We start from the raw sequence: 23,946 nt of genomic DNA, 5'->3' as shown, positions 1-23,946 counted from the left end.
GCCCGGATGACGGCGACATTGCAGGAGCGCAGGCTGCGCCTGGCGGACGGGCGGCACATCGCCCTGCTGGACAATGGTCAGGAGGGCAGACCGCTGCTGGTGGCCCTCCATGGCTGGCTCGACAACGGTGCCAGCTTTTTGCCTCTGGCCCCCTGGCTGGGGGCGTTTCATCTGGTCTGCGTCGATCTGCCGGGCCATGGTCACTCCGATCACAAGTCGACTCCCTATGTCTTCGTGGACTGGCTGGATGATCTCTACCAGATCACCCAGGCCGCGGGCTGGCAGCGTTTCATCCTGCTTGGTCACTCCCTGGGGGCGCTGATTGCCTCTGCCTATGCTGGCGTTTTTCCCGAGCAAATCGAGCGGCTCATTCTGCTGGAGGGGCTCGGCCCCTTGAGCCAGCCCGACGAGGAGGTACCGGGGCAGCTGCGCCGCGCCATCCTCAACCGCACTCGTACCCGTGAGCGTGCAACCAGTGGATTTGCCACCCTCGAGGAGGCGGTGGCTGCCCGCTGCAAGGTGGCGGACATCCCCCCGAGTGCGGCACGCCTTATCTGCGAGCGACAACTGGAGGCGCGGGCAGGGCGCTGGTATTGGCGCAGTGATCCCCGTCTTCGCGATCTCTCGCCCCTGCGCATGAGCGAGGGGCAGGCCCAGGCCCTGATCCGGGCCATCGTCTGTCCGGTGCTCTTTATCCGGGGAGAGCAGGGCTTCCCCGGGCTCCTGGCACAGTGGCAGTTGCGGGAGGCGGTCTTTGGCCACATTGAACGGGTGACAGTGGCAGGAGGCCATCATTTTCATATGGAAAATTCATCAGAAACCGCCGTTTATATCGAAAACTTCGCTGAAATCCGGTAGGATCGGCGGCTTTGAATCATGTCAGGTTTGCTTTCTCCCTCACACTTCCCGTTGTTAATTCACTGTTAATTGATGTTGCCTTATGTAAATATGTGCGGCATTAGAGCATGAACTTAAAACAATTGATTGAAATGGATGTGACAGGGACGGAGGCAACACAGTGAGCGCACAGGTGCGAGTTATGCAGGAGAAGTTCGTGGAAAGAGTCTGGCTGAAGCGTTATCCAGAAGGGGTGCCCGCCGAGATCAATCCAGACCAATACGGCTCTCTGGTCGAGATGTTTGAAGAGTCGGTGAACCAGTTCGCCGATCAACCCGCCTTCGTCAACATGGGGCAGACCATTACCTACCGCCGGCTGGAGGAGCAGTCCCGAGCCTTCGCCGCCTACCTGCAAAACGAGCTGAAGCTCGGCAAGGGGGACAGGGTGGCCGTGATGATGCCGAACCTGCTGCAATACCCCATCGCGGTATTCGGCATCCTGCGGGCCGGCATGACGGTGGTGAACGTCAACCCCCTCTATACCCCGCGCGAGCTGGAGCATCAGTTGAAAGACTCCGGCGCCAAGGCCATCGTCATCGTCTCCAACTTTGCCCACACCCTGGAAAAAGTGGTGTATGACACCCCGGTCAAGCATGTGATCCTGACCCGGATGGGGGACAACCTGGGGCTGGCCAAGGGGACCCTGGTCAACTTCGTGGTCAAATACGTCAAGAAGCTGGTGCCCAAGTACAACTTGCCCCATGCCAGCACCATGCGCCAGGCCCTCGCCAAGGGGCGCTACCTGCAGTACATCAAACCCGAGATCAGCAACCAGGACATCGCCTTCCTGCAATACACCGGCGGGACCACCGGCCTCTCCAAGGGGGCCATGCTGACTCATCGCAACATGATCGCCAACGTTGAGCAGTGCCTCGGTGTCTATGGCCCTGTGCTGGAGCGCGGCAAGGAGTTCGTGGTCACGGCGCTGCCGCTCTATCACGTCTTCGCCCTGACAGTGAACTGCCTGCTGTTCATGCGTCTGGGGGGCTACAACCTGCTCATCAGCAACCCCCGCGACATCCCGGGCTTTGTCAAAGAGATCAAGAAGTATCCTTTCACCTGCATCACCGGGGTCAATACCCTGTTCAACGCCCTGGTCAACAACGACGAGTTCAAGGGCATGGATTTTGCCAAGCTCAAGCTCACCATCGGTGGCGGCATGGCGGTGCAACGGGCGGTGGCCGAGCAGTGGAAGGGGCTGACCGGCACCCCGCTGCTGGAGGGCTATGGCCTGACCGAGTGCTCGCCCCTGGTGAGCGTCTGCCCCTATGATCTGGTGGATTACAACGGCTCCATCGGTCTGCCGGTCTGTTCCACCGAGATCCGTCTGGTGGATGACGAGGGGAACCAGGTCACCGAACGGGGTGCCCCCGGCGAGATGCAGGTGCGCGGTCCTCAGGTGATGACCGGCTACTGGCAGCGCCCGGAGGCGACCGCCGAGGTGATGCAGGATGGCTGGCTCTGCACCGGCGACATTGCGGTATGCGACGAGCAGGGTTTCTTCAAGATCGTCGATCGCAAGAAGGACATGATCCTGGTCTCCGGCTTCAACGTCTACCCGAACGAGATAGAAGACGTGGTGGCCCTGCATCCCAAGGTGCTGGAGGTGGCCGCCGTCGGCGTACCCAACCCGGTGTCCGGCGAGCAGGTGAAGATCTTCGTGGTCAAGAAAGATGCAAAGCTGGCGGAAGAGGAGATAATTGCCCACTGCCGCAAACATCTGACTGCCTATAAGGTGCCGAAACTGGTAGAATTTCGCGACGAACTTCCCAAGACCAACGTGGGCAAGATCCTGCGCCGCGTGTTGCGCGACGAGGAGATTGCCAAGCAGTAACCGGCATGCACTGCTTTGCAGTCCAGCGCTGTCGTTATGCAAAACCGTGGGACATCCACGGTTTTTTCTTTCTGGATCCGACCAACGTGCAGGCAACGATGCAATATCAACTCATTTCACAGCAAGCCGAACTGGATCAGTATCTCGCTTCTCTGGCCGACGTTCCCCTGGCCATCGATACCGAATTCGTTCGCACCCGTACCTACTATCCCCAGCTCGGTCTGTTCCAGATCTACGATGGCAAGCAGCTTGCCCTGCTCGATCCCCTGACCCTGGATCTCTCCGGTTTGTGGCAGCGCCTCGGTCGGGCCGGACAGATTGCCATCCTGCACGCCTCCGGTGAGGATCTGGAACTTATCCAGCATCAGGCGGGTCACCTGCCCAACCAGATGCACGATACCCAGCTGGCGGCAGCCTTCCTGGGCCATGGCGTGTCGGTGGGGTTTGGCGCCCTGGTCAACGAATTCCTCGGGGTCGAGCTTGAGAAGGATCAGGCCCGTACCGACTGGCTGGCGCGCCCCCTTACCCCTCGTCAGCTGGAATATGCCGCGGCGGATGTCTTCTACCTCATGCCCCTCTACGAGAAGGTGATGGCCAGACTGCGCGAGAGCGGCAAGTTCCCCTGGTTCGAGCAGGAGTGCCAGAACCACTCTGCCCGCAAGACCCAGGGCAGCGATCCCCGTCAGGCCTACCTCGAGATCGTCAACGCCTGGCAACTGGGTCGCCGTGAGCTGGCCATCCTGCGCGAGCTGGCCGCCTGGCGCCAGCAGGAAGCTGTACGCCGGGATCTCGCCCTCAACTTCGTGGTCAAAGAGCTGCACCTGTTCAAGGTGGCGGAGCGTCGTCCCGCTTCCCTTCGGGATCTCAACGAACTGGGCCTCTCGCCCATCGAGATCAAGATCCACGGCAAGCGGATGCTGGACATCGTCGCCGCCGCCCAGCAGAGCGACCCTGCGAGCTGGCCCGATCCCATCCGCCGTCTGGTGGACTTCCCCCAGTACAAGGCCGAGCTCAAGCGCATCAAGGCCATGGTGGAGGAGAAGGCCAAGGCCAGCAACATTCCACCGGAACTGGTGGCGAGCAAGAAGATCATCCACCAGTACTTCACCTGGAGCTGGCGCATGAGCGCCGAGGAGCGGGCCAGGGCGGACAAGCCCATGCTGCTGCAAGGGTGGCGTCATGAGCTGGTAGGCCACCTGCTGGCACAGTGACGAGTACGCAGTACGAGAAGGGGAGTCCATGACTCCCCTTTTTCATGCCTGTGCGGCTGCCCCCGGGGTTGCCGGGATCGTCGCGCCAGGGGGTTCGTCATGATGGGAAGCGAGAAGGGGTGGAGGAGGAAAATGGCGGGCACAAAGGGTGCCCCCATCAGAGTTCGTGAGCGTGGAATCCCTTGCGGTAGCGGGCCTCGCAGCGCGGGCAGCGTTGCAGGGTCGGATCCTGTTCCAGCTGTTCAGGGAGCAGCGGCTCCTCACAATCGGAGCAGAAGCCATAGAGCCCCAGATCCATCTGGCAGAGCGCCGCGTCGAGCCGCTTGAGACGTGCCACGCTGTGTTCCACCCCGGGCAGATCGAGACGGCTGGTCAGATCAACCAGTTGATCTCGCTCGCAGCGCTCCACCTTCTGTGCCCAGTCATCTTGTCGACAGGCCTTGAGCTGACGGATCAGCTCCTCTCTTGTTTGCGCCCAGTCGGTCAGAAGGCGCTGATGCCATTCGGCCAACCGGGCTTGCGTCACTTCACACACAGCAGCCCCCAAAAACGAGTGATAAAACTCGGCCAGTATAGGGAAACCCGCGGTTTATCAAGATGACATGAGTCAAGTTAACCGTGCTTTGACGGGTTTTTCCGGCAGGTGCTGCGGCTTACCGGTGATGACGTAGAGCACCCCCGCCACCAGACAGACGACACCTACCAGGGTACTCATGGGGGGCATGATCCCGCGCAGCATGAAGGCGTACAAGAGTCCCGCAAGAGTCTCGAACACAATGAGCGGCCCGACCAGCACGGTCGGCAGGCGCTGGCTCGCTTCGTTCCAGCACAGGGTGCCGAGCCAGGAGCAGAAGAGCCCCACCGCCCCCATCAGCAGCACGAAGCGCAGGGGCGTCGGCCCGAAGGGCAGGGGAAAGTCCGGTGCGCTCAGGGCAAGATGGCCGAGGCTGCCGAGATAGGCAATGAGCGCTACCGGTAGGGTCACCAGCCCCTGGGCGGTGGCCCAGACGGCCGGACTGCGGCCCGGGTGCTCGCGCAGCCAGCGGGCGTTGCGCAGGGGATACCAGGTCCAGCACAGCACGGCGCCCACCGCCAGGGCGAGCCCAAGCAGTTGTTCGGTGCGCGCCTCGGTGTGCCAGATCAGCTCGGCGCTGTTGACCAGATAGAGGCCGGCCCCCATCAGCACCAGGGACGGGTAGAGCCGGGTGCGGGAGAGGCGACCGTCCCGTGCGCCATAGAGGCGGTTGGCGGCCAGGGCCGTCACCACCGGCAGGGTGCCGATAAACATGGCCGCCAGGGGCGAGCCGATGCGCAAGATGGCCCCCGACAGGCAGAAGTAGTAGAGGAGGTTCCCCACCAGAGTAAGGGCGAGGGCCTCTCGCCAGTCGCTGGCCGAGAGGGCCGCCAGGTGTTTGCGGGCCTGCCAGGCGAGCGGCAGCACGATGAGGCCGAAGGCGAGGTAGCGGCCGCTCGCGAGCAGGGCGGGGGGGTAGCCGTCCACCAAGAGGGGGGCGACGAAGATGAGCCCCCACATCAGGCCGGCCAGCAGGGCAAACAGGACTCCGATCAACATGTTTCATATCCGGTAAAGAAGAAGGAGGCCAGCCTAGCAGGGGGGAAGGGGGGCGTATTGAACCAGATTGCGCTTTAGCGGCCAGCCTGCACCTGTTTCTGGTAGCGGACCGGGGTGGTGCCATAGCGGCGCAGGAAGGCACGGTTGAGGTGGGATTGATCGGCCAGACCACAGGTGGCGGCCACCTCGGCAGCAGGCAGGCCTGCGGCCAGCCACCCCTTGGCGCGCTGCAGGCGGATGGCCATCAACATCTGCTGGGGGGTGACGTGAAAGCGGGCCTTGAAGCTGCGCTGGAAGTGGTAGGGGCTGAGATTCACTGCACCGGCCAGCTCGGCCAGGGTAATGGGGCGGGCGAAACAGGCCTGCATATAGTCGATGGCGCGGCCCAGAGGGTGGGCCGCTTCGCGCGGGGCCGCCAGGGCCCGGGCATGGGGGCGCAGGGTCTCGCACACCCTTAGCAGCAGGCCGTCGGCGGCGAGCTCGCTGTCACAGTGCCAGAGGGCATCCAGGGCCGCCTGCAGGACGGGGGCAGTGCGCGGATCGCTTCGCACGGCATCGGTGAAATGCCAGTCGCGCTCGCCGCTGATGGCCTCGAGCCGATCGGCGGGCAGGTAGAGCATGCGATAGCGCCACCCTTGCTCGCAGGCTGACTCGCCCGTGTGCAGCTCATCGGGGTTCATCAGCACCAGGCTGCCGGGACCGGCCAGGAGCTGGCTGCCGCGATAGCGAAAGCGCTCGGCACCGCACTCGATGACACCGAGGCCAAACCCCTCGTGACTATGGGGATCGAAGATGTGGTGCTGGATGTGGGCGCGATAGAGCTCGGTCGCAGGCTGCCCCGGCAGGGCGCGAAAATCGGCCCTGTCGTGCTGATGGGTAAAGTTGACCGGTACTCCCTGCATCCTGACCTCCTGTCAATGAGCCTTCATCATAGGGCGCCGCGGGGTGGCGGCCAAGTCTAGGCCTGTGAGGCGCACTCGCGCTCGAGGGCGGTGCGGATCTCCTCTGCGGTCTTGATGGTGCGGATACGGCGAAACAGCTCGTCGGCCTGGGGGTATTCCCGCACTATGTAGGAGAACCACTGCTTGATGCGGCTCGGGTAGTAGTCGGCCTTGTCGCTCGCCAGATCCTGCTCGGTGTAGGTCACCATCAGTTGCAGTACCTCGGCCCAGCTCATGTGGGCACACCCCGTCTTCATCACGTTGGCCAGGTTGGGCAGGGAGATGGCGCCCCGGCCCACCATGAGGGCATCGCAACCGGACACCCGGGCACAGGTCAGGGCATCGGCATGGTTCCAGATCTCGCCGTTGGCGGTGACGGGGATGGGCAGGGCGCGGCGGATGGCGTCCACGTACTCCCAGTGTGCCGGCGCCTTGTAGCCTTCGCGCTTGGTGCGGGCATGCACCGCCAGCTCGTTGGCCCCCCCCTGATAGACGGCCTGGGCGTTGTCCAGATAGAGATCCTTGTCATCGTATCCCAGACGGATCTTGGCGCTCACCGGCAGGTGGGCAGGCACGGCCTCCCGCACCGCCTTGACGATGCGATAGATGGTCTCGGGCTCCTTGAGCAGCACGGCGCCCCCCTTGCTCTTGTTGACCGTGGGGGCAGGGCAGCCGAAGTTGAGATCGACCCCGGGAGAGCCGAGCTCGATGGCCCGTATGGCATTTTCTGCCAGCCACTCCGGATGTTGTCCCAGCAGTTGCACCCGTACCGGGGTCCCCGCACGGGTCTTGCCATCCTGTTTCAGCTCGGGGCAGAGGCGATGGAAGACCTTGGCGGGCAGCAGTTGATCGACCACCCGGATGAATTCACTGACGCAGAGGTCGTAATCATTGACGGAGGTGAGGACCTCCCGCATCAGGTGATCCAGCACCCCCTGCATGGGGGCCAAAATAACGCGCATAGCTGCTTCCGAAGACAAGGGGAGAAAAAAGAGCGCAGATTGTAGTGGCAATGGCCGGGATTGTCAGCCGTCTGCCCACTCGATGACCCCAATCGACGGCCGCCGACTGGGCCAGGCTGTCAGCTTCCGGGCCAACTCTGTTAGGCTAAAGGCAGAGATACATGCAGAGGAGTACCCATGAAACGCTGGTGTCTGATGGCCCTGGGCTGGCTTGCCTTCGCCACCGGGATAGTCGGGATAGTCCTGCCCCTGCTGCCGACCACCCCTTTCATGTTGCTGGCGGCGGCGCTGTTTGCGCGCTCCTCCCCCCGCTTTCATGGCTGGTTGCTGGCGCATCCCTGGTTTGGCCCCCCCATCCTCGACTGGCAGCAGTATCGCGGCATTCGCCGTCACGCGAGACGCCGCGCCATCATCTTTATCCTGATCTCGTTCTCGGTATCGCTGCTGGTGGTGCCGTTGCCCTGGGTGAGGTGGCTGCTGGTTGTCATAATGGTGATCCTGCTCACCTGGTTGATGCGTCTGCCGGTGCTGGAGCCGGTTGCAATGAAGAAGTGAAATCCCTAAGCTATCGCGGCAATAATGCTATGGAGTCGGCTCGTCATTTTTGCGTGACGGGCCTTTTTATTGCCCCCAGGCGGAGACCCCGTGCGCCGCCATGGCAGGGCTCAAAAAATAAGCGGTCAAATAATGAATCCGGAAACCCTGAAGTTTATCGAAGCGAGCATCAAGACCATTCCCGACTATCCGAAGCCGGGCATTCTGTTTCGCGACATCACCAGCCTGATCGAGAATGCCGAGGCCTTCAAGGCCACCATCGATCTGCTGGCCGATCATTACCGTGATCAAGGCATCACCAAGATTGTCGGCACCGAGGCCCGTGGCTTCATCTTCGGCGCCCCGGTTGCCTACGCCATGGGGCTGGGGTTCGTGCCGGTGCGCAAGCCGGGCAAGCTGCCCCGCGCCGTCATCGAGGAGTCCTACGCCCTGGAGTACGGCACCGACACCCTGCAACTGCACACCGATGCCATCGTGCCCGGTGACAAGGTGCTGGTGGTGGACGATCTGCTGGCCACCGGCGGCACCGTCGATGCCACCGTCAAGCTCATCCGCCGCGCCGGCGGTGAGGTAGCGGATGCCGCCTTCATCATCTCCCTGCCGTCCCTGGGCGGTGATGCCCGCCTGACCGCCGCCGGCGTCAAGGTGGTCTCTCTGGTGGAACTCGCGGGGGCGTAAATCGCCCCTTCGCGCGGCAGGCCTCGTCACCCTGCTTTCTGCCGCAAACCGGTGCCTGAACGGGCACCGGTTTGAAATTCAAGCGATCCCTCCCAAGGCGGCGCATCCCCCATACAGCCAGCCCTCCATTTGTGTTAGCATCCAGCCTCAATGCCTCGTTTCCCAGCATCGAGATCTATGAGCTATCAGGTTTTGGCGCGCAAATGGCGCCCCCATACGTTTGAACAAGTGGTCGGCCAGCAACATGTGCTGACTGCCCTGACCAATGCCCTGGATCAGGGACGGCTTCACCATGCCTACCTGCTGAGCGGGACCCGCGGGGTGGGCAAGACCACCATCGCCCGCATTCTGGCCAAGAGCCTCAACTGCGAGCAGGGGATCAGCAGCCATCCGTGCGGTGTGTGCGATACCTGCCGCGAGATCGATCAGGGCAATTTCGTCGATCTGCTGGAAATCGATGCGGCGTCCCGCACCAAGGTGGAAGACACCCGCGAACTGCTCGACAACGTCCAGTACCGTCCGGCCCGTGGTCGTTTCAAGGTGTACCTCATCGATGAAGTGCATATGCTGTCGCGCCACAGCTTCAATGCGCTGCTCAAAACCCTGGAAGAGCCGCCCCCCTATGTGAAATTCCTGCTGGCCACCACGGATCCGCAGAAGCTCCCCATCACCATCCTCTCGCGCTGCCTGCAGTTTCATCTGAAGAGTCTGGATCAGACCCAGATTGCCAGGCAGCTCGAATGGGTGCTGGATCAGGAGGGACAACCCTTCGAGCCTCGCGCCCTGCTGGCCCTGGCCAAGGCGGCCGATGGCAGCATGCGCGATGCCCTGAGCCTCACCGATCAGGCATTGGCCCACGGCAACGGCAGCGTGCGCCTGGAGAGCGTGCTCGCCATGCTGGGGACCCTCGATCATCACCACCTGCACCAGTTGCTGGAGGCAGTGCTGCGCCAGGATGCACCCGCTACCATGGCCAAGATCACCGAGATTGCTACCCTGGGGCCGGATTTCGATCAGCTTCACGCCGAGCTGGAAGCCTTGCTCCACCGGGTGGCCATGGCGCAACTGCTGCCTGCGAGCGTGCAGGAGCAGGGGGCGGATGCCGATGCCTTGCTGCAGCTCGCCGGAGCCATGAGCCCGGAAGAGGTGCAGCTCTGCTATCAAATCGTGCTGGGGGGGCGCAAGGATCTGCCCTGGGCCCCTGACGGGCGCACCGCACTGGAGATGACCTGTCTGCGGATGCTGGCCTTCTCTCCCCGGCGCGAGGTGGTCCATCCCGCCAACCTGGCGGCCCAACCTCTCATGACAGGGCACTCCGGCGTGATGGCGGCTGCGAGGGAAAGCGCGCCGCTCCTGCCGGGAAAGCCCCAGGGGGCTGAGCCGGCCCCGGCTGCCAGCGCAGCACCACAGGCTCCCGCCGCGCCAGCATCGGTCCTTGAGGCCGAGCACGTCGCCCCCGCACCCAAGGCGGAGGAGGGCGCAGTGCTGGATCCGCTCTTTGCCGAGCAGGATGAGCTGCTGCGTGAGGCCGAACGGATGGGCTACGAGGCCGTGGTGCCCGCCAGTCCGCCTGCAGCAGAGCCAGCCTCTGCGCCGTTGGCGGCGGATGACGCCGGGCAGACGCAGCAGGTTGAGGTCCAAGGGGAAGACGTCGCCATCTCTTCGACCTCCAGCATGCAGAGCCTGCTTGGCAAGCGCAATCTGCTGCGAAGCCGCCTGCGTGGCGAGCAGAGTGCAAACGCCGCGCCCCCCCGAGTCACTCCCGTCAAACCGGTGGCCGCGACCAAACCGGCCCCGATGCCTGCCGTCGCGAATTCGCCCCAGGCCGAGGTGCAACCAGCGGCGCGGCCCGAGATGCCGGGGCAGGGATCTGCCATGCAAACGGGGTATGACGACCTGCCCCCTCTGGATGCCTATGAAGAGGGGGCCAGTGACTACGAAGAGTATCTGAATCAGGGGTTTGACGAGGGGTTTGCCAGTGCCCCGTTGCCCACGCGGGCAGTGACTTCCGCCCAGCCAGCTCCCGCCACCATGGCATCTCCTTCGCAGGAGGATCTGCCGCCCTGGGATCTGGGCGCTGACGTCGGCAGCGCGGATACGGCGGCACCTGCGGTTGCCGCTATGGTGTCTGCCGCGCCTCCAGTGGCCGCCAGCGAGCCTCAGCCCGCCATTGCGTTGATGGAGACTATCGACTGGGATGCCCTGGAGAGCGACGCCCAGCCCGAAGAGGAGGGGGAGGTCGCCCGTCTGATCCCCTCGTCCTTGCTGGTCAATTGCGGGGACGCCTGGGCCGAGCTCATCGCCCGCACCGGGGTGGGTGGTCGGCTGCGTCAACTGGCCATCAACGCGGTGATGACCCGGGAAGGCAATCGGGTCTCCCTGCTGCTCAAACCCGAGCAGCGCCATCTGGTGAGCGACAAGGCCCGCGCCGATCTGGCCGAGATCATCGGTCCCGAGCTGGGCGGCCCGGTTCACATCGATGTGACCCTGGGCTCGGATCCCGCGCGGGAGACGCCGCTCGAGATAGAGCATCGTCTCTATCTCGGGGTGCGTGAACAGGTGAGCCGGGATCTGGCGGCGGATCCCAACGTACAATTCTTGCTGCAGCGTTTCGGCGCCGTGCTCCATCCCGAGAGCATCGAACCCCTGAGTCGCTGAGTTGCGGTGAAAAAACCGTGCCGGGGTTTGTCCCCGGTTGAAAAGACCTTTGGCTGCCCCCACTTAGGGCAGATGAACCCACAGCCCGGCGCTGGATGCCGGATTTCAAGACGAGAGACGATCTATGTTTGGTAAAGGTGGAATGGGTAACCTGATGAAACAGGCCCAACAGATGCAAGAGCGCATGCAGAAGATGCAAGAGCAGCTGGCCCAGATGGAAGTGGTCGGTGAGGCGGGTGCAGGCATGGTCAAGGTGACCATGGCCGGCAGCCACAGCGTGCGTCGTATCGAGATCGATCCCAGCCTGATGGAAGATGACAAGGAGATGCTGGAAGATCTGGTCGCCGCCGCCGTCAATGACGCCGTGCGCCGCGTGGAAGAGCAGAACAAGGCCAAGATGGGCGAGCTGACCGGCGGCATGCAATTGCCCCCGGGCTTCAAAATGCCCTTCTGAGGATCCTGCCCGTATGCGTTTCTCCTCCTCTGAGAAGGGGAAAAATGAAAAGGCCAGAGCCAAGCTCTGGCCTTTTGCATGTTGGCACCCCCGGGAACGGCCATGCACAGATCATGGCGGGAGCTGCGTACTTGCCTGCCCCAGGGGGGAGAAGCCCTCGACCAGATGATCGATGAGGGCGCGGATGGCAGGCAGCAGACCGCGGCGTGAGGGGAAGACCGCGTGGATCACCTCCTGGCGCGGTGCCCAGTCGGGGAGCAGACGCACCAGCCGGCCATCGGCCAGGGGCTCATTCATCATCATGGTGGGCAGTTGCACGACCCCGAGCCCGTCGATCGCCCCCTGACGCAATGTCTGCATGTCGGTGGTGGCAAAGCGGGGGCTGTGGTGCTGTTTGACTCGGGCACCATCGGGGCCCAGCAGGGTCCAGTGATGGCCTTCCAGGCTGGCGCCGTGACCGAGGCTCGGCCATGACAGCAGATCTGCGGGGGCCCGGGGCATGCCGAGTGACGCGACAAGGGCCGGACTTGCCACCAGACACTGGGTCGCATAACCCAGCACCCGCATGGCGAGATCGCTGTCCTCCAGGGGCAGTGGTCGCACCCTGAGCGCCATGTCCAACCCCTCCGCGACCAAATCCACCGCCCGGTTGACCCCGACGAGTTGCACCTTGACGCTGGGATGGGCCAGGGCGAAGGAGACCAGCATCCTCCCTACGTGGGCGTGCAGCAGATCGATGGGGCAGGCGATGCGAACCAGACCGCAAGGCTCGCTCTGGGTCGCGGCGATGAGATCCTGCGCCGCATCGGCTTCCACCAGCATGGCCCGGCAACGGGTGTAATAAGCCTGCCCGAGTTCGGTGACGGTGAAGCTGCGGGTGGAACGCTGGATAAGGCGCACTCCGAGTCGCTCCTCCAGCATGACGATGCGGCGGCTGAGCCGCGATTTTGGCATGCCGAGGGCCCTGCCGGCCTGGGCAAAGCCCCCGTGATCCACCACCTGGACATAGAAATAGAGGTCGTTGAGATCCTGTTGCATGGGTTTATCGTTCACAAAATAGGACGCTGATGGCCAATTTTACGTCTACCGGACGCAGCGTTCCAGACTCACAATGCGAGCAACGGCACATCCCGTGACGATCACCCAGGAGAGCATCATGAAAAGAGTCATCGGTATTTACAGCGCCCCTCGACAACACTGGGTCGGCGACGGATTCCCGGTTCGCTCGCTGTTCTCGTATCAGACCCATGGCCGCGCCTTGAGCCCTTTCCTGATGCTGGACAGGGCTGGCCCGGCACATTTCGAGCCCGCCGATCATGCCAGGGGCGTGGGGGAACACCCGCACCGTGGTTTTGAGACGGTCACCATCGTCTATGAAGGGGAGGTCGCCCATCGCGACTCGACCGGCCAGGGGGGGATCATCGGTCCGGGAGACGTGCAGTGGATGACGGCCGCCGCCGGCATCATGCACGACGAGTTCCACTCCCAGGGGTTCACCCGTCGTGGTGGCACCCTCGACATGGTGCAGCTGTGGGTCAACCTGCCCGCCAAACACAAGATGTCGACGCCCGGTTATCAGGGCATCACCAGCGACAGCATCCCGCAACTGAGCCTCAAGGAGGGCGATGTGCGGGTGCGCATCATCGCCGGGAACGATGCCGGGTTGCAACAAGGCGAGGTAGAGGGGCCAGCCCGAACCTTCTCGCCCATGAACATCTGGGATCTGCGGCTCAAGGGCGGGGCCAGCGTGGTGCTGCCGGCGGTAGCGGGATGGAACAGCGCCTTGGTGGTGCTCAAGGGCTCTCTCATTATCAACGGTCAGGAGCGCGCGGGCGAAGCACAACTGGTGCTGCTCGATCCCAACGGGGAGGAGTTCATGCTGGAGGCGGAGGGCGAGGCCAGCTTGTTGCTGCTGAGTGGCGAGCCCATCGATGAACCCATCGTGGGTTATGGCCCCTTTGTCATGAACAGCGAGGCAGAGATCCATCAGGCGATAGATGATTTCAACAGCGGCCGGTTCGCCGTCATCGCCCCCTGAGACAATCCTGATAAAAACAAAGCGCCTGATGGCGCTTTGTTTTTTTATGAGCCCTGGTCAACCGAGCCAGCCGAGGGCCAGCGCCAGTCTACCGCACAAGGCGGCCAGCAGGATGCCAAGCAGGGTGCGCAGCAGCCAGATCACCACCAGCTGTCCCACGCTCACCGGGATCCGGGTGGCCAGGATGCAGGGGATGGAGGCAGAGAAGAAGAGCACCGAGCTGACCGAAACCACGGCCGCGACATAGCGCACCAGCAGGTCGGCATCCTTGAGCAGGATGGCGGGCAGGAACATCTCGGCCAGACCGGCAGAGAGGGCCTTGGCGGTGGCGAGCGGCTCGCCGAGATCCAGCAGCCAGGTCAGTGGCCAGAGCAGCCAGCCCAGCAGATCGAACAGGGGGGTGTGCTTTGCCAGCAGCAGGCCCAGCAGACCGACGGACAGTATGGTGGGCACCACGGCAGCGGCCATGTGAAGACCGTCCCTGAGGTTGTCCTTCAATTGCCGCAGCAGGGGATCTGCCTGGTGGGACTGGGTGAGCCCGGAGGTGAGGGCCGCCTGCCAGCGGCTCATGCCAGCCGGTAGCGGCTCGTCGGTCTCGCCCTGGTGAGCCAGGCGACTGATGGGAGGAACACGCGCCAGGATGGCGGTGATGACGAAAGTGATCACCAGGGTGGACCAGAAGTAGAAGTTCCAGTGTCCCATCAGGTTGAGGGTCTTGGCCACGATGATCATGAAGGCGGCCGAGACGGTGGAGAAGCCGGTGGCGATGATGACGGCTTCTCGCACCGTGTACTTGCCCGCGAGGAAGACCCGGTTGGTGATGAGCAGGCCCACCGAGTAGCTGCCGACGAAAGAGGCGACCGCATCGATGGCGGAGTGACCCGGCGTGCGCCACAGGGGGCGCATCACGGGTTGCATCAGCACCCCGATGAATTCCAGCAGGCCGAAACCGAGCAGGAAGGTCAGGGCCATGGCGCCGATAGGCACGATGAGACCCACAGACATGGCCAGTTTATCGAACAGGAAGGGGAGGCGATCCGGGGTCATCAACCAGGCAGGGCCCCAGTCTGTGACATACAAAATGGCCAGGGCCAGCCCGAGCAGCTTGAACAGGCTCAATACCCTGTCGATGGGACGGGCGCGCCAGCGGCCATCCAGCAAGGGGGTGATGGCGCCATAGGCGATGAGCAAGAGAATGAGGGTCAGGGCAAGGGGGCGCTGGGCAATCAGAAAGCCGGCCAGGTGATCCACCACTATGGTGCTGCGCCCGCCAAGCTCGAAGGGCACGAAAAAGATGGCGATGCCAAGCAGGCTGGCCAGCAGCAGCTTGATGCCGGCCCCTGATCCTGCCGGTGCAGTGAGCGTGTGTTCAGGTTCCATTTTCTCTCCTTGTGATCCGCATGGTTCAATTCCGTTGAGGGGATGATTTGTATATACAATATCGTTCGGCGCTCAAAATGGAAACACCAAAGTCACTAAAATGCAACATGTGAATCGGTGTGGATGCAGATGACCCCAAGACTGAAAAGCGTGATCTCGGGGGGAAAGAGGGGCCGGGATGGCGAGTGGGTGGTGAGGCATCAAGAGGCAAAACAGGAAGGTAAGCGACCAGCGCCAGGAAAAACATGAGCGGCTATTTACCCTTTCTGGTCATATTCATGAGCCTATATTCATGACTATTTATGAATAAATCATAAACCCTTTGTTCATTTGACTACTTTTCGACTATCCCATTGCAGAGTAAGATGCCTCTTCAATAAAAATAAGAATTAGGGAAGGTGCGAATAAGTCATATGGCACGAGAGCATTTACTGGTAACCCATTGATATTAAATGACTAAAATTTTCATTTTTTGTTCGTGGGATACTTGTTCGCACTTTCCTTAGGAGTTCGGGTGTGAAGGCATTAGAGAAAGAAAGGATATCGCCCTATATCAGCCAGTTATACGAGTGCGGTATTAATGATTCTGACATTAAGCTTGTCGTGGACCAATTTCGTGCCGACGTTTCCTGCAGTTCATCCCTGTTTTTATTGCGGGATGATGACAAGAGCGACGGAATAAAGCTTTTTTCCAGCGGTCTGACCGAGGCCCAGCAGCAGTTTTACCTGCAACATCATCGCCAGGATGTGTGGTTCAACCATTATCTGGATAAAGGGTGCAAGGGGATCGTCAGCGCCAACAGCATTTCAAGCTCGGTGGGCCTGCTGGCAAGTTTCGGCGCCCAATTCGCCGCCGGCGGCGTCTGCCAGGTCAAAGGGCGTGGGCTGAGCAGCCTGTGCAGTTACCGTGGTGCAGCGCAAGATGATTTCAGCAGTCGCGACCTCACCTCGCTCTCGGAAATCTATTCCGGACTGGCGGCCTGGAGCCACCATTATTGGAACTTGCTGGCCCTGGAAACCCAGAACTATCAGTTGCAACAGCTGGTGAAAAACCATAATAAGCCCAGCGCCATCATAGACGACAAGGGGCATATTCATTATTCCAATGTGGCCTTCAACCGTATCGCCGATGAAAATGTGGAATTGCGGGCCATCAATGGCATTTTCTCTTTGCAGAATAAGGAGCAGCAACGTCAGCTCAAGGAGATCCTCAATGGCTTTGCCTATTTGCTGCCCGGCGCCAGCGCCTATATGTCCATTCCCCGTCAGCCTAACCTGCGCCCGCTGCTGGTCCAATGCACCCTGATGAGCGGACTCAGCCGCTTTGAACGCTATGTGGAAGTGGTGCTGCGTGACCCCGAGCACGCCTTCAATCCTGACATCGAAGCGCTGGCCAGCCTCTATCCCCTCACCATTGGCGAGAAGGAGCTGCTGGTGCTGATGAGCAAGGGTTACAGCAGCAACGACATCGCGGAGCTGCGCGGTGTCAAGGTGGAAACCGTGCGCTCCACCCTGAAAGGGGTGTTCAAGAAGACCGGCTGCCACAGCCAGAACGAGCTCTTGCTCTTGCTGCAATCCATCTCCTGATCCACGCGGACTATGCTTGGAGTGAGCTGGACATAGTGCCCGGCTCTTGCCTCCCCTCGGGAGGCTCGTTGGGGGAAAGCGTCATGGAATCACTCAAGGCAAAGGACTACATGCAGACCAAGCCCATCATCTTCAGCGCAGAGATGATGGTACAGGCGGCGGTGGAAAAATTTCTCAACAGTCATCAGTTGGGCGGCCCCGTAGTGGACAGCCAGGGACATCTGATTGGCTGGGTCTCCGAGCAGGATTGCATTGCCGTCATGTTGAAAGAGGCCTACCACTGTGAACAGGTGGCCCAGGTCAGGGATGTGATGCGCAAGGAGGTGCTGGCAGTCGGCCCCGACACCAGCATCCTGGATCTGGCGGAGATGATGATGGGTCAAAAGCCCAAGATCTATCCTGTGGTGGAGGAGGGGCGCCTGCTCGGGGTCATCAACCGCCACAATGTGATGCAGGCCATCCACGCCCAGCTTGGCACCTGTTTCGTGCATCAGGCCAGAGTCTGAATGGTGTTGTCTGGTTGTTTTCAAAGAGCAGGCTCCGGCCTGCTCTTTTCATCCGTGACGGTCATGACGCCTCCGGCTTGATGTGCTGGCGCGGCGCTTTAAGGCTTGCACCGCCCAGCCTCGCTCTTTAGGATCTCCCCCAGCTATCGATATGGCCCTTGATGGGCACTCTTTTAAGGAATTCGTACCTTGTCTCTCTCTATCGAGGCGCTGCGCCGCCGTCTTACCGCCTGCATGAATCTCGACGCCCGCCGTCTCTCCAGTCGACTGCACGGGGTCAAGAAGCTGCCGGAAGCCAAGCAGGCTGCCGTGCTCGAAACCATCGCCGCTGACCTGGATGTGGCACAGACGCGCTATCAGTCCCGTCTGGCGGGCGTGCCTAAGGTCACCTATCCGGACAATCTGCCAGTCAGCCAGAAGCAAGGGGAGATCGCCAAAGCCATTGAAGAGCATCAAGTGGTGATCATCGCCGGCGAAACCGGTTCGGGCAAAACCACCCAGATCCCCAAGATCTGTCTGGCGCTCGGGCGTGGGGTCAAGGGCTTCATCGGCCACACCCAGCCGCGCCGTCTGGCGGCCCGTACCGTCGCGGCCCGTATTGCCGAGGAGATGGAGTCCGAGCTTGGCCACTACGTGGGTTACAAGGTGCGCTTTACCGATCAGGTGAGTGAGCAGACCCACATCAAGCTGATGACCGACGGTATCCTGCTGGCCGAGATCCAGAACGACCGGATGCTGACCCAGTACGACACCATCATCATCGATGAGGCCCACGAGCGCAGCCTCAACATCGACTTCATCCTGGGCTATCTCAAACAGCTGCTGCCAAAGCGCCCCGATCTCAAGGTGATCATCACCTCGGCCACCATTGACCCCCAGCGTTTCTCTCGTCATTTCAACAAGGCGCCGGTGATCGAGGTCTCCGGTCGCACCTATCCGGTGGAGGTGCGTTACCGCCCACTGTTTGTTGATAAAAAAAGCAATGACAAGAGCGAAGGGCTGGAGGAGCGCGACGAGCTGCAGGGGATCTTTGATGCGGTGGAAGAGCTGGCCCGCGAGGGGCTCGGGGACATCCTCATCTTCATGAACGGCGAGCGGGAGATCCGCGATACCGCCGATGCCCTGCGCAAGCTCAACCTGCGCGATACCGAGGTGCTGCCGCTCTACGCCCGCCTCTCCAACGCCGAGCAGAACAAGGTGTTCCAGCCACACGCCGGACGGCGCATCGTACTGGCCACCAACGTGGCGGAGACCTCGCTGACGGTGCCGGGCATTCGTTACGTCATCGATCCGGGTACGGCCCGCATCAGTCGCTACTCCTGGCGCACCAAGGTGCAGCGCCTGCCCATCGAGCCGGTCTCCCAGGCCAGCGCCAACCAGCGTAAAGGGCGTTGCGGTCGGGTGGCGGATGGTATCTGTATCCGCCTCTACTCAGAGGAGGATTTCAATAGCCGTCCGGCCTTTACCGACCCCGAGATCCTGCGCACCAACCTGGCCTCCGTCATCCTGCAGATGCTGGCGCTCGGCCTTGGTAATATGGAGGCTTTCCCGTTCGTCGAGCCGCCGGAGTCGCGCCATATCAAGGACGGTCTGACCCTCTTGAAAGAGCTGGAGGCGGTGCGCGAGCTGCCCGCCACGGGCGATCGCGAAGCCAAGCTGCAGCTGACCGAGACCGGTCGCCAGCTCTCGCGTATCCCCCTTGATCCGCGTCTGGCGAAGATGGTGATCAGTGCGGCGCAGACCGGTTGCCTGAGCGAGGTGATGGTGATCTCCGCCGCCCTCAGCATTCAGGATCCCCGCGAGCGGCCCATGGAGAAAAAGCAGGCCGCCGACGAGCAGCACAGACGTTTTGAAGACAAGGATTCCGACTTCCTCGCTTTTGTTAACCTCTGGAACTATCTTAAAGAGCAGCAGGATGCTCTTGGCAGCAACCCGTTTCGCCGCATGTGCCAGAAGGAGTTTCTCTCCTATCTGCGGGTACGCGAGTGGCAGGACATTCACTTCCAGCTGCGTCAGACGGTCAAGGAGCTGGGCTTCAAGGCCAACCAAGAACCGGCAGACTTCAAGACGGTGCACTGCGCGCTGCTTACCGGTCTTTTGAGCCATATCGGCAACAAGGATCTGGAAAAGCCCGAGTTTCTCGGGGCCCGCAACGGCCGCTTCCACCTCTTCCCGGCCTCCGGTCTGTTCAAAAAGCCGCCCAAGTGGGTGATGGCCGCCGAGCTGGTGGAGACCTCGCGCCTCTACGCCCGCATCAACGCCAAGATTGAACCGGAGTGGGTGGAGCCGCTGGCAGGTCACCTCATCAAGCTGCACCACAGCGACCCTCACTGGTCGAAGAAAAACGGTGCCGTGATGGCCAAGGAGAAGGTGACCCTCTATGGTCTGACTCTGGTCAACGAGCGCACCATCAACTTCAGCCGCATCGATCCGGCGCTGTGCCGCGAGCTGTTTATCCGCCGCGCCCTGGTGGAGGGGGATTTCGAGACCCGCCACCGTTTCTTCAGCGATAACCGCAAGCTCCTGGCCGAGGTAGAGGCGCTGGAGCACAAATCCCGTCGGCGCGATATTCTGGTGGATGATGAGGACTTGTTCCGCTTCTACGATGCCCGTTTGCCGGAAGATGTGATTTCCGCCCGCCACTTCGACAAGTGGTGGAAGGAGGCGCAAAAGCAGGATCCCGAGCTGCTCAACTTCGAGAAAGAGATGTTGATGAAGGGGGATGCGGCCCACATCAGCGATCTCGACTACCCCAACTTCTGGCAGCAGGGGCGCCTCAAGCTCAAGCTGACCTATCAGTTCGAGCCGGGGGAGGCGGCGGATGGCGTGACCCTGCATATCCCGCTGCCGCTCCTGAATCAGGTGGAGGTGAAGGGGTTCGAGTGGCTGATCCCCGGGCTGCGTCACGAGTTGTTGGTGGCCCTCATCAAGTCGATGCCCAAGCCGATGCGCAAGAACTTCGTGCCGGCCCCCAATTATGCCGATGCGTTGCTCGCCAGTATCAACCCCGAGCAGGGGCCGCTGTTGGACGAGATGGAGCGTCAGCTGCGCCGCATGACCGGCGTGACCGTGCCCCGTGAATCCTGGGATTGGGCTGCGGTGCCCGATCACCTGAAACTCACCTTCCGTGTGGTGGACGACAAGCACAAGAAGGTGGCGGAAGGCAAGGATCTGGAGGCATTGAAAGAGTCGCTGCGCGGCAAGGTGCAGGAGACTCTGTCACAAGTGGCGGACGATGATATCGAGCAGTCTGGCCTCACCCTGTGGAGCTTTGGCGAACTGCCGCAAGAGTACAGTCAGAAGCGCGGTGGGTTCGAGGTGAAGGCCTATCCGGCGTTGGTAGACGAGAAAGATTCGGTCGCCATCCAGCTGGTGGAGAGCCCTGTGGTGCAGCAGCAGCTGATGTGGGCAGGCCAACGCCGGCTGGTGCTGCTCAACGTGCCATCTCCCATCAAGTATCTGCAGGAGAAGTTGCCCAACAAGGCCAAGCTCGGGCTCTATTTCAACCCGTTTGGCAAGGTGGCCGAGCTGATTGACGACTGCATCGCCTGCGGCTGCGACAAGCTGATTGAGCAGCACGGCGGCATGGCTTGGGACGAGGCCGGTTTCGAGGCGCTCAAGGAGTATGTCCGCGCCGAGCTCAACGATGCGGTGGTGGAGGTGGCCAAACAGGTGGAAGCCGTGCTGACCCTCTCCCATGAGATCAAGAAACGGCTCAAGGGCAAGATGCAGCTCGACACCGCCTTTGCCATGTCGGACATCCAGCAGCAGTTGGGTAACCTCATTCACAAGGGCTTTGTCACCGAGACCGGCTGGCAGCGGCTGCCTGACTTGCTGCGCTACCTGCGGGCCATCGAGCGGCGGCTCGAGAAGCTCGCCATCGATCCCAACCGGGATCGGGTCTACATGCTCAAGGTGCACAGCGTGGAGTCGGAGTACAAGGCACTGCTCGCCAAGATCCCCAAATCCCAGCTGATCCCGGCCGAGGTGGCCAATATCCGCTGGATGATCGAGGAGCTGCGAGTTTCCTTCTTCGCCCAGCAACTGGGGACGCCATACCCTATCTCGGATAAACGGGTGCAGAGCGCCATTGCCCAGTGCTAAGCTGCTATCTATCTGTTTTCTGAGCCATAGTGTGAAAGCAACGAGACGCCAAAGGGAAGGGAGGCCGTCATATGCTGGGGATCTGGTTGGGGGTGGCACTGGTCAACATCAGCGGGTATCAACCCATTGCGGAACAAACCTGGGTGCAGCTCAACCCGGAGTTCTATCCGGTGCAGCGCCCCGTGCCGCCCATTTTTGCGGCCTGGCGGGGCAATCAGTTTCCCCCACTTGAACAGAGAAAGAAGAATGGCCGCTGGCAGATCCTCTTTCCTGCCCGGCTGGTGCCCCCCTTCGATCTGTTCGAAGGGGAGGCCCAGCTCTCCAAGGCTTACCTGGCCAGGCTGAAGCGCATCGATGAGATGGCCTATGGAATGGCTCCCCACCAATCAGTACTGCAAGCCGCCTCCTCGGCCCCCTCGTTCGAAGTCCCGGGCGCTGTCGCCTTTGTCGCCGAGTTCTCCCTGCCCCGGGAGAGGAAGATGCGGATGCCTCTGGGGGAGCCCTTGCTCGCACGGCTTGGGGGGCTGGTCCCCACACAGGCCTTGGCAAGACAGGGAGATGCACAGCCCATGGCCACCGCAGATTCTGCCCCTGAGCAGGCGACCCTGATTCTTTCCGCCACGGCGGCAGGGGAGGCATCGCGGGTTTGTCATCAGGTGGCGCCGGGAGAAACCCTGTGGCGCATTGCAAGCCAGCTTCAGTCAAAGGAGGCCGGCGGCTCGGATACTTACAGTTATCTGCTGGCGCTGGTGCAGGAAAATCGTGACAGGATGGCCAAAGGGATCCAGGTACAGGCCGGGCAGCGCCTCTATTGCCCGAAAGCGCAGACTCTGGCGCAATTCGATTCCCTGAGCCCGGCCCAGCGACAGCAGCAGTTTGCCCGTCTGGAGCAGGGGCGCTAGGGGATGGCGAGAGGCGTGGTGGAGTGCCTCTTGGCCAAAGAGGAGTGACGCGGGTTCTTTCCTTGTATCCCCTCCGGGCCCGTGCTAGTATTCGCGCTCGTTTTGCGAGGTGCTGACCGGTCGCAGTCAACACCATACATTCATCTTAAAAGAGATAATCACTATGTCTTTCGTATTCCAAGCTGAAGTCCGTTCTGACCTGGGGAAAGGTGCGAGCCGCCGCCTGCGTCATGCTGACCTGGTTCCTGCCATCGTTTACGGTGCAGGCAAAGAAGCCGTGTCCGTTACCCTGGACCACAAGAAGCTGATCCTGGCCCAAGAGAAGCCGGAGTTCTACTCCTCCGAGCTGACCCTGGTCATCAACGGTGAAGAAGTCAAAGTGAACGTGAAGGCTATCCAGCGTCACCCGGTTCGCTACAAGCTGGTTCACCTGGATTTCGTTCGCGTCTAATCGACAACGAACTTTCCTGTGAAGAGGCCACCCAATCGGGTGGCCTCTTTGTTTTTACAGCAATATCCTGCTGTTTTCACCTATTCTGCTGCTTGTCCTGGCAGGTAGCTATCTGCTGGGCAATGCACTGATCGAGCGCGAGCTCTATCGCGTTCGCAGTGATGAGAGCACCTTCCTGGCGCTTGCCAGCGGCCGCCTTGACGGCGAGCTGGCGGTGCCGCTGCGCCATGTGCGCAGCATGTCGGAAGAACCCATCCTGCTCGAAGCGGCGGCTCGCAATGACCGTGACACCCTGGCCGTCCAGTTCACCATCCTGCTGAACCGCAATCCCGACTATGCCCAGGTGCGTTGGCTTGCCCCGGATGGCATGGAGCGGGTGCGCATCGATCGCCAGGGCCAGCATCTGTGGCGTGTGACGGACGACCAGTTGCAGAACAAGGGGGAGCGTTACTACTTTCGCGATGCCATGGCGCTGCCCTGGGAGCGGGTCTACGTCTCGCCGCTCGATCTCAACGTTGAACACGGGGTGATCGATCGCCCCTTCAACCCCATCTTAAATGCGAAAGGGGACTCCCTCCGACGTAGGTGGGAGGGGAATTTCGCCGGGGCGTCAGCCCCGCTGGTTTTGAATGTATTGCTTGATCACCTCTAACGGCGCACCGCCGCAAGAGCCCACAAAGTAAGAGCGTGACCAGAGTACGGGTTTGCTGTAAGCACCCCTCAAGTCCAGAAATTCATTACGCAGTCGCCTTGATGTGACCGCCTTTAACGAGTTCACCAGCACCGATAGCTGCACTGTTGGGCCGTACTCTATCAGCATGTGAACATGATCAGCCTCTCCGTCACACTCTTTCAGTTCCGCACCAAAATCTCTGCAAACCTCTGCCGCACACTGACCGAATGAAGCGTGATGCAGATCCCCCAGTATCGGCTTTCGATACTTGGTGATAAACACCAAATGTACGTGCAAAACGTAGGTCGCATGGCGTGATTTATTAATTTTAGTGAATTGCATTCTGTCACTCAATCGGGCTTAATAGATATGGCGATAATGCTACACACTGAGCGCTAAATGCAAATTCTGAAAGCCTACAAGTTCCGACTCGAACCGACCGCCCAACAAGCGCAACGCCTGCGCCAGTTGGGCGGTTGTGCTCGTTATGTCTGGAATCACGGGCTGGCAGAGACAAAGCGCATTCTGGATGCTGGCGAAAA

The 23,946-nt window shown here is 61.4% G+C and carries 20 protein-coding genes and 1 pseudogene; 14 read left to right on the top strand and 7 right to left on the bottom strand.

Translation table 11 applies throughout. From position 1 onward, the window contains the following. Nucleotides 1-6 precede the first annotated feature (6 nt). The 3 genes from J9892_RS12820 (at nucleotide 7) to rnd (ending at nucleotide 3,942) form a co-directional block, all read left to right on the top strand. Complete coding sequence (locus J9892_RS12820) at nucleotides 7-858, top strand: alpha/beta hydrolase (protein WP_200164853.1); 852 nt, start codon at nucleotides 7-9, stop codon at nucleotides 856-858. Nucleotides 859-1,054: 196 nt separating this feature from the next. Further along, entirely contained in the window at nucleotides 1,055-2,731 is a 1,677-nt protein-coding gene (gene fadD / locus J9892_RS12815; protein ID WP_010674700.1) for a long-chain-fatty-acid--CoA ligase FadD, read from the top strand. Between the two features lie 98 nt (nucleotides 2,732-2,829). Beyond that, nucleotides 2,830-3,942: a ribonuclease D gene (gene rnd, locus J9892_RS12810; protein ID WP_039039174.1), complete on the top strand. Its 1,113-nt coding sequence runs from the start codon at nucleotides 2,830-2,832 to the stop codon at nucleotides 3,940-3,942. A gap of 157 nt (nucleotides 3,943-4,099) precedes the next feature. Here rnd and J9892_RS12805 read toward each other — a convergent pair whose 3' ends face one another. The 4 genes from J9892_RS12805 to dusC all read right to left on the bottom strand — a co-directional run bounded on the left by J9892_RS12805 (nucleotide 4,100) and on the right by dusC (nucleotide 7,418). Further along, entirely contained in the window at nucleotides 4,100-4,468 is a 369-nt protein-coding gene (locus tag J9892_RS12805) for a TraR/DksA C4-type zinc finger protein (RefSeq protein WP_039039175.1), read from the bottom strand. A gap of 81 nt (nucleotides 4,469-4,549) precedes the next feature. Beyond that, entirely contained in the window at nucleotides 4,550-5,515 is a 966-nt protein-coding gene (locus J9892_RS12800) for a DMT family transporter (protein ID WP_210538450.1), read from the bottom strand. A gap of 74 nt (nucleotides 5,516-5,589) precedes the next feature. Further along, the gene (locus J9892_RS12795; protein WP_113978445.1) at nucleotides 5,590-6,417 is read right to left on the bottom strand and encodes an AraC family transcriptional regulator; all 828 of its coding nucleotides are present in this window, start codon (nucleotides 6,415-6,417) and stop codon (nucleotides 5,590-5,592) included. A gap of 56 nt (nucleotides 6,418-6,473) precedes the next feature. After that, a complete protein-coding gene (gene dusC / locus J9892_RS12790; RefSeq protein WP_113978443.1) occupies nucleotides 6,474-7,418 on the bottom strand; it encodes a tRNA dihydrouridine(16) synthase DusC in 945 nt (314 codons plus the stop codon). A gap of 177 nt (nucleotides 7,419-7,595) precedes the next feature. On the opposite strand from dusC, the gene J9892_RS12785 reads away from it, so the two are divergent. The 4 genes from J9892_RS12785 (at nucleotide 7,596) to J9892_RS12770 (ending at nucleotide 11,763) form a co-directional block, all read left to right on the top strand. Further along, entirely contained in the window at nucleotides 7,596-7,973 is a 378-nt protein-coding gene (locus J9892_RS12785) for a YbaN family protein (RefSeq protein WP_039039141.1), read from the top strand. Between the two features lie 132 nt (nucleotides 7,974-8,105). Next, complete coding sequence (gene apt, locus J9892_RS12780) at nucleotides 8,106-8,651, top strand: adenine phosphoribosyltransferase (protein ID WP_010674707.1); 546 nt, start codon at nucleotides 8,106-8,108, stop codon at nucleotides 8,649-8,651. 177 nt (nucleotides 8,652-8,828) lie between these two features. Beyond that, nucleotides 8,829-11,309, top strand: coding sequence for a DNA polymerase III subunit gamma/tau (gene dnaX, locus J9892_RS12775; protein WP_113978441.1), 2,481 nt, complete (start codon nucleotides 8,829-8,831; stop codon nucleotides 11,307-11,309). A 124-nt stretch (nucleotides 11,310-11,433) separates the two neighbouring features. Beyond that, entirely contained in the window at nucleotides 11,434-11,763 is a 330-nt protein-coding gene (locus tag J9892_RS12770; protein WP_005301028.1) for a YbaB/EbfC family nucleoid-associated protein, read from the top strand. Nucleotides 11,764-11,874: 111 nt separating this feature from the next. On the opposite strand, the gene J9892_RS12765 is transcribed toward J9892_RS12770, so the two are convergent. Further along, on the bottom strand, nucleotides 11,875-12,801 hold the full coding sequence (locus J9892_RS12765; RefSeq protein ID WP_113978440.1) for a LysR family transcriptional regulator: 927 nt from the start codon (nucleotides 12,799-12,801) through the stop codon (nucleotides 11,875-11,877). Nucleotides 12,802-12,919: 118 nt separating this feature from the next. On the opposite strand from J9892_RS12765, the gene J9892_RS12760 reads away from it, so the two are divergent. Next, nucleotides 12,920-13,801, top strand: a complete 882-nt coding sequence (locus J9892_RS12760; RefSeq protein ID WP_113978438.1) for a pirin family protein — start codon at nucleotides 12,920-12,922, stop codon at nucleotides 13,799-13,801. A 57-nt stretch (nucleotides 13,802-13,858) separates the two neighbouring features. Here the strand turns inward: J9892_RS12760 and J9892_RS12755 are convergent, their stop codons facing one another. Next, nucleotides 13,859-15,181 (bottom strand): YjiH family protein, encoded by a 1,323-nt coding sequence (locus J9892_RS12755; protein WP_210538449.1) that lies wholly within the window; start codon nucleotides 15,179-15,181, stop codon nucleotides 13,859-13,861. A 516-nt stretch (nucleotides 15,182-15,697) separates the two neighbouring features. Between J9892_RS12755 and J9892_RS12750 the strand changes: the two genes are divergently transcribed. The 6 genes and pseudogenes from J9892_RS12750 to J9892_RS25185 form a co-directional block, all read left to right on the top strand. Next, nucleotides 15,698-16,768 (top strand): transcriptional regulator, encoded by a 1,071-nt coding sequence (locus J9892_RS12750; protein ID WP_043152694.1) that lies wholly within the window; start codon nucleotides 15,698-15,700, stop codon nucleotides 16,766-16,768. Between the two features lie 83 nt (nucleotides 16,769-16,851). Continuing rightward, nucleotides 16,852-17,274 carry a CBS domain-containing protein gene (locus tag J9892_RS12745; RefSeq protein ID WP_043152696.1) on the top strand — a complete coding sequence of 141 codons (423 nt, stop codon included), beginning with the start codon at nucleotides 16,852-16,854 and terminating at the stop codon, nucleotides 17,272-17,274. A 189-nt stretch (nucleotides 17,275-17,463) separates the two neighbouring features. Then, on the top strand, nucleotides 17,464-21,378 hold the full coding sequence (gene hrpA / locus J9892_RS12740) for an ATP-dependent RNA helicase HrpA (protein WP_103859259.1): 3,915 nt from the start codon (nucleotides 17,464-17,466) through the stop codon (nucleotides 21,376-21,378). Between the two features lie 71 nt (nucleotides 21,379-21,449). Further along, complete coding sequence (locus tag J9892_RS12735; protein WP_052815105.1) at nucleotides 21,450-22,280, top strand: LysM peptidoglycan-binding domain-containing protein; 831 nt, start codon at nucleotides 21,450-21,452, stop codon at nucleotides 22,278-22,280. Between the two features lie 163 nt (nucleotides 22,281-22,443). Continuing rightward, complete coding sequence (gene rplY / locus J9892_RS12730) at nucleotides 22,444-22,731, top strand: 50S ribosomal protein L25 (protein WP_010674717.1); 288 nt, start codon at nucleotides 22,444-22,446, stop codon at nucleotides 22,729-22,731. Between the two features lie 64 nt (nucleotides 22,732-22,795). Beyond that, nucleotides 22,796-23,287: pseudogene (locus tag J9892_RS25185) on the top strand (sensor histidine kinase); the annotation flags it as partial. A 54-nt stretch (nucleotides 23,288-23,341) separates the two neighbouring features. On the opposite strand, the gene tnpA reads toward J9892_RS25185, so the two are convergent. Then, the gene (tnpA, locus tag J9892_RS12720) at nucleotides 23,342-23,746 is read right to left on the bottom strand and encodes an IS200/IS605 family transposase (protein ID WP_119197662.1); all 405 of its coding nucleotides are present in this window, start codon (nucleotides 23,744-23,746) and stop codon (nucleotides 23,342-23,344) included. Nucleotides 23,747-23,946 lie beyond the last annotated feature (200 nt).

It is taken from the genome of Aeromonas sp. Prich7-2, assembly GCF_017939255.1.
Classification (GTDB): Bacteria; Pseudomonadota; Gammaproteobacteria; order Enterobacterales; family Aeromonadaceae; genus Aeromonas; species Aeromonas caviae.
The sequence above is the reverse complement of the archived record's forward strand: the minus strand, read 5'-3'. Positions and strand labels throughout refer to the sequence as shown.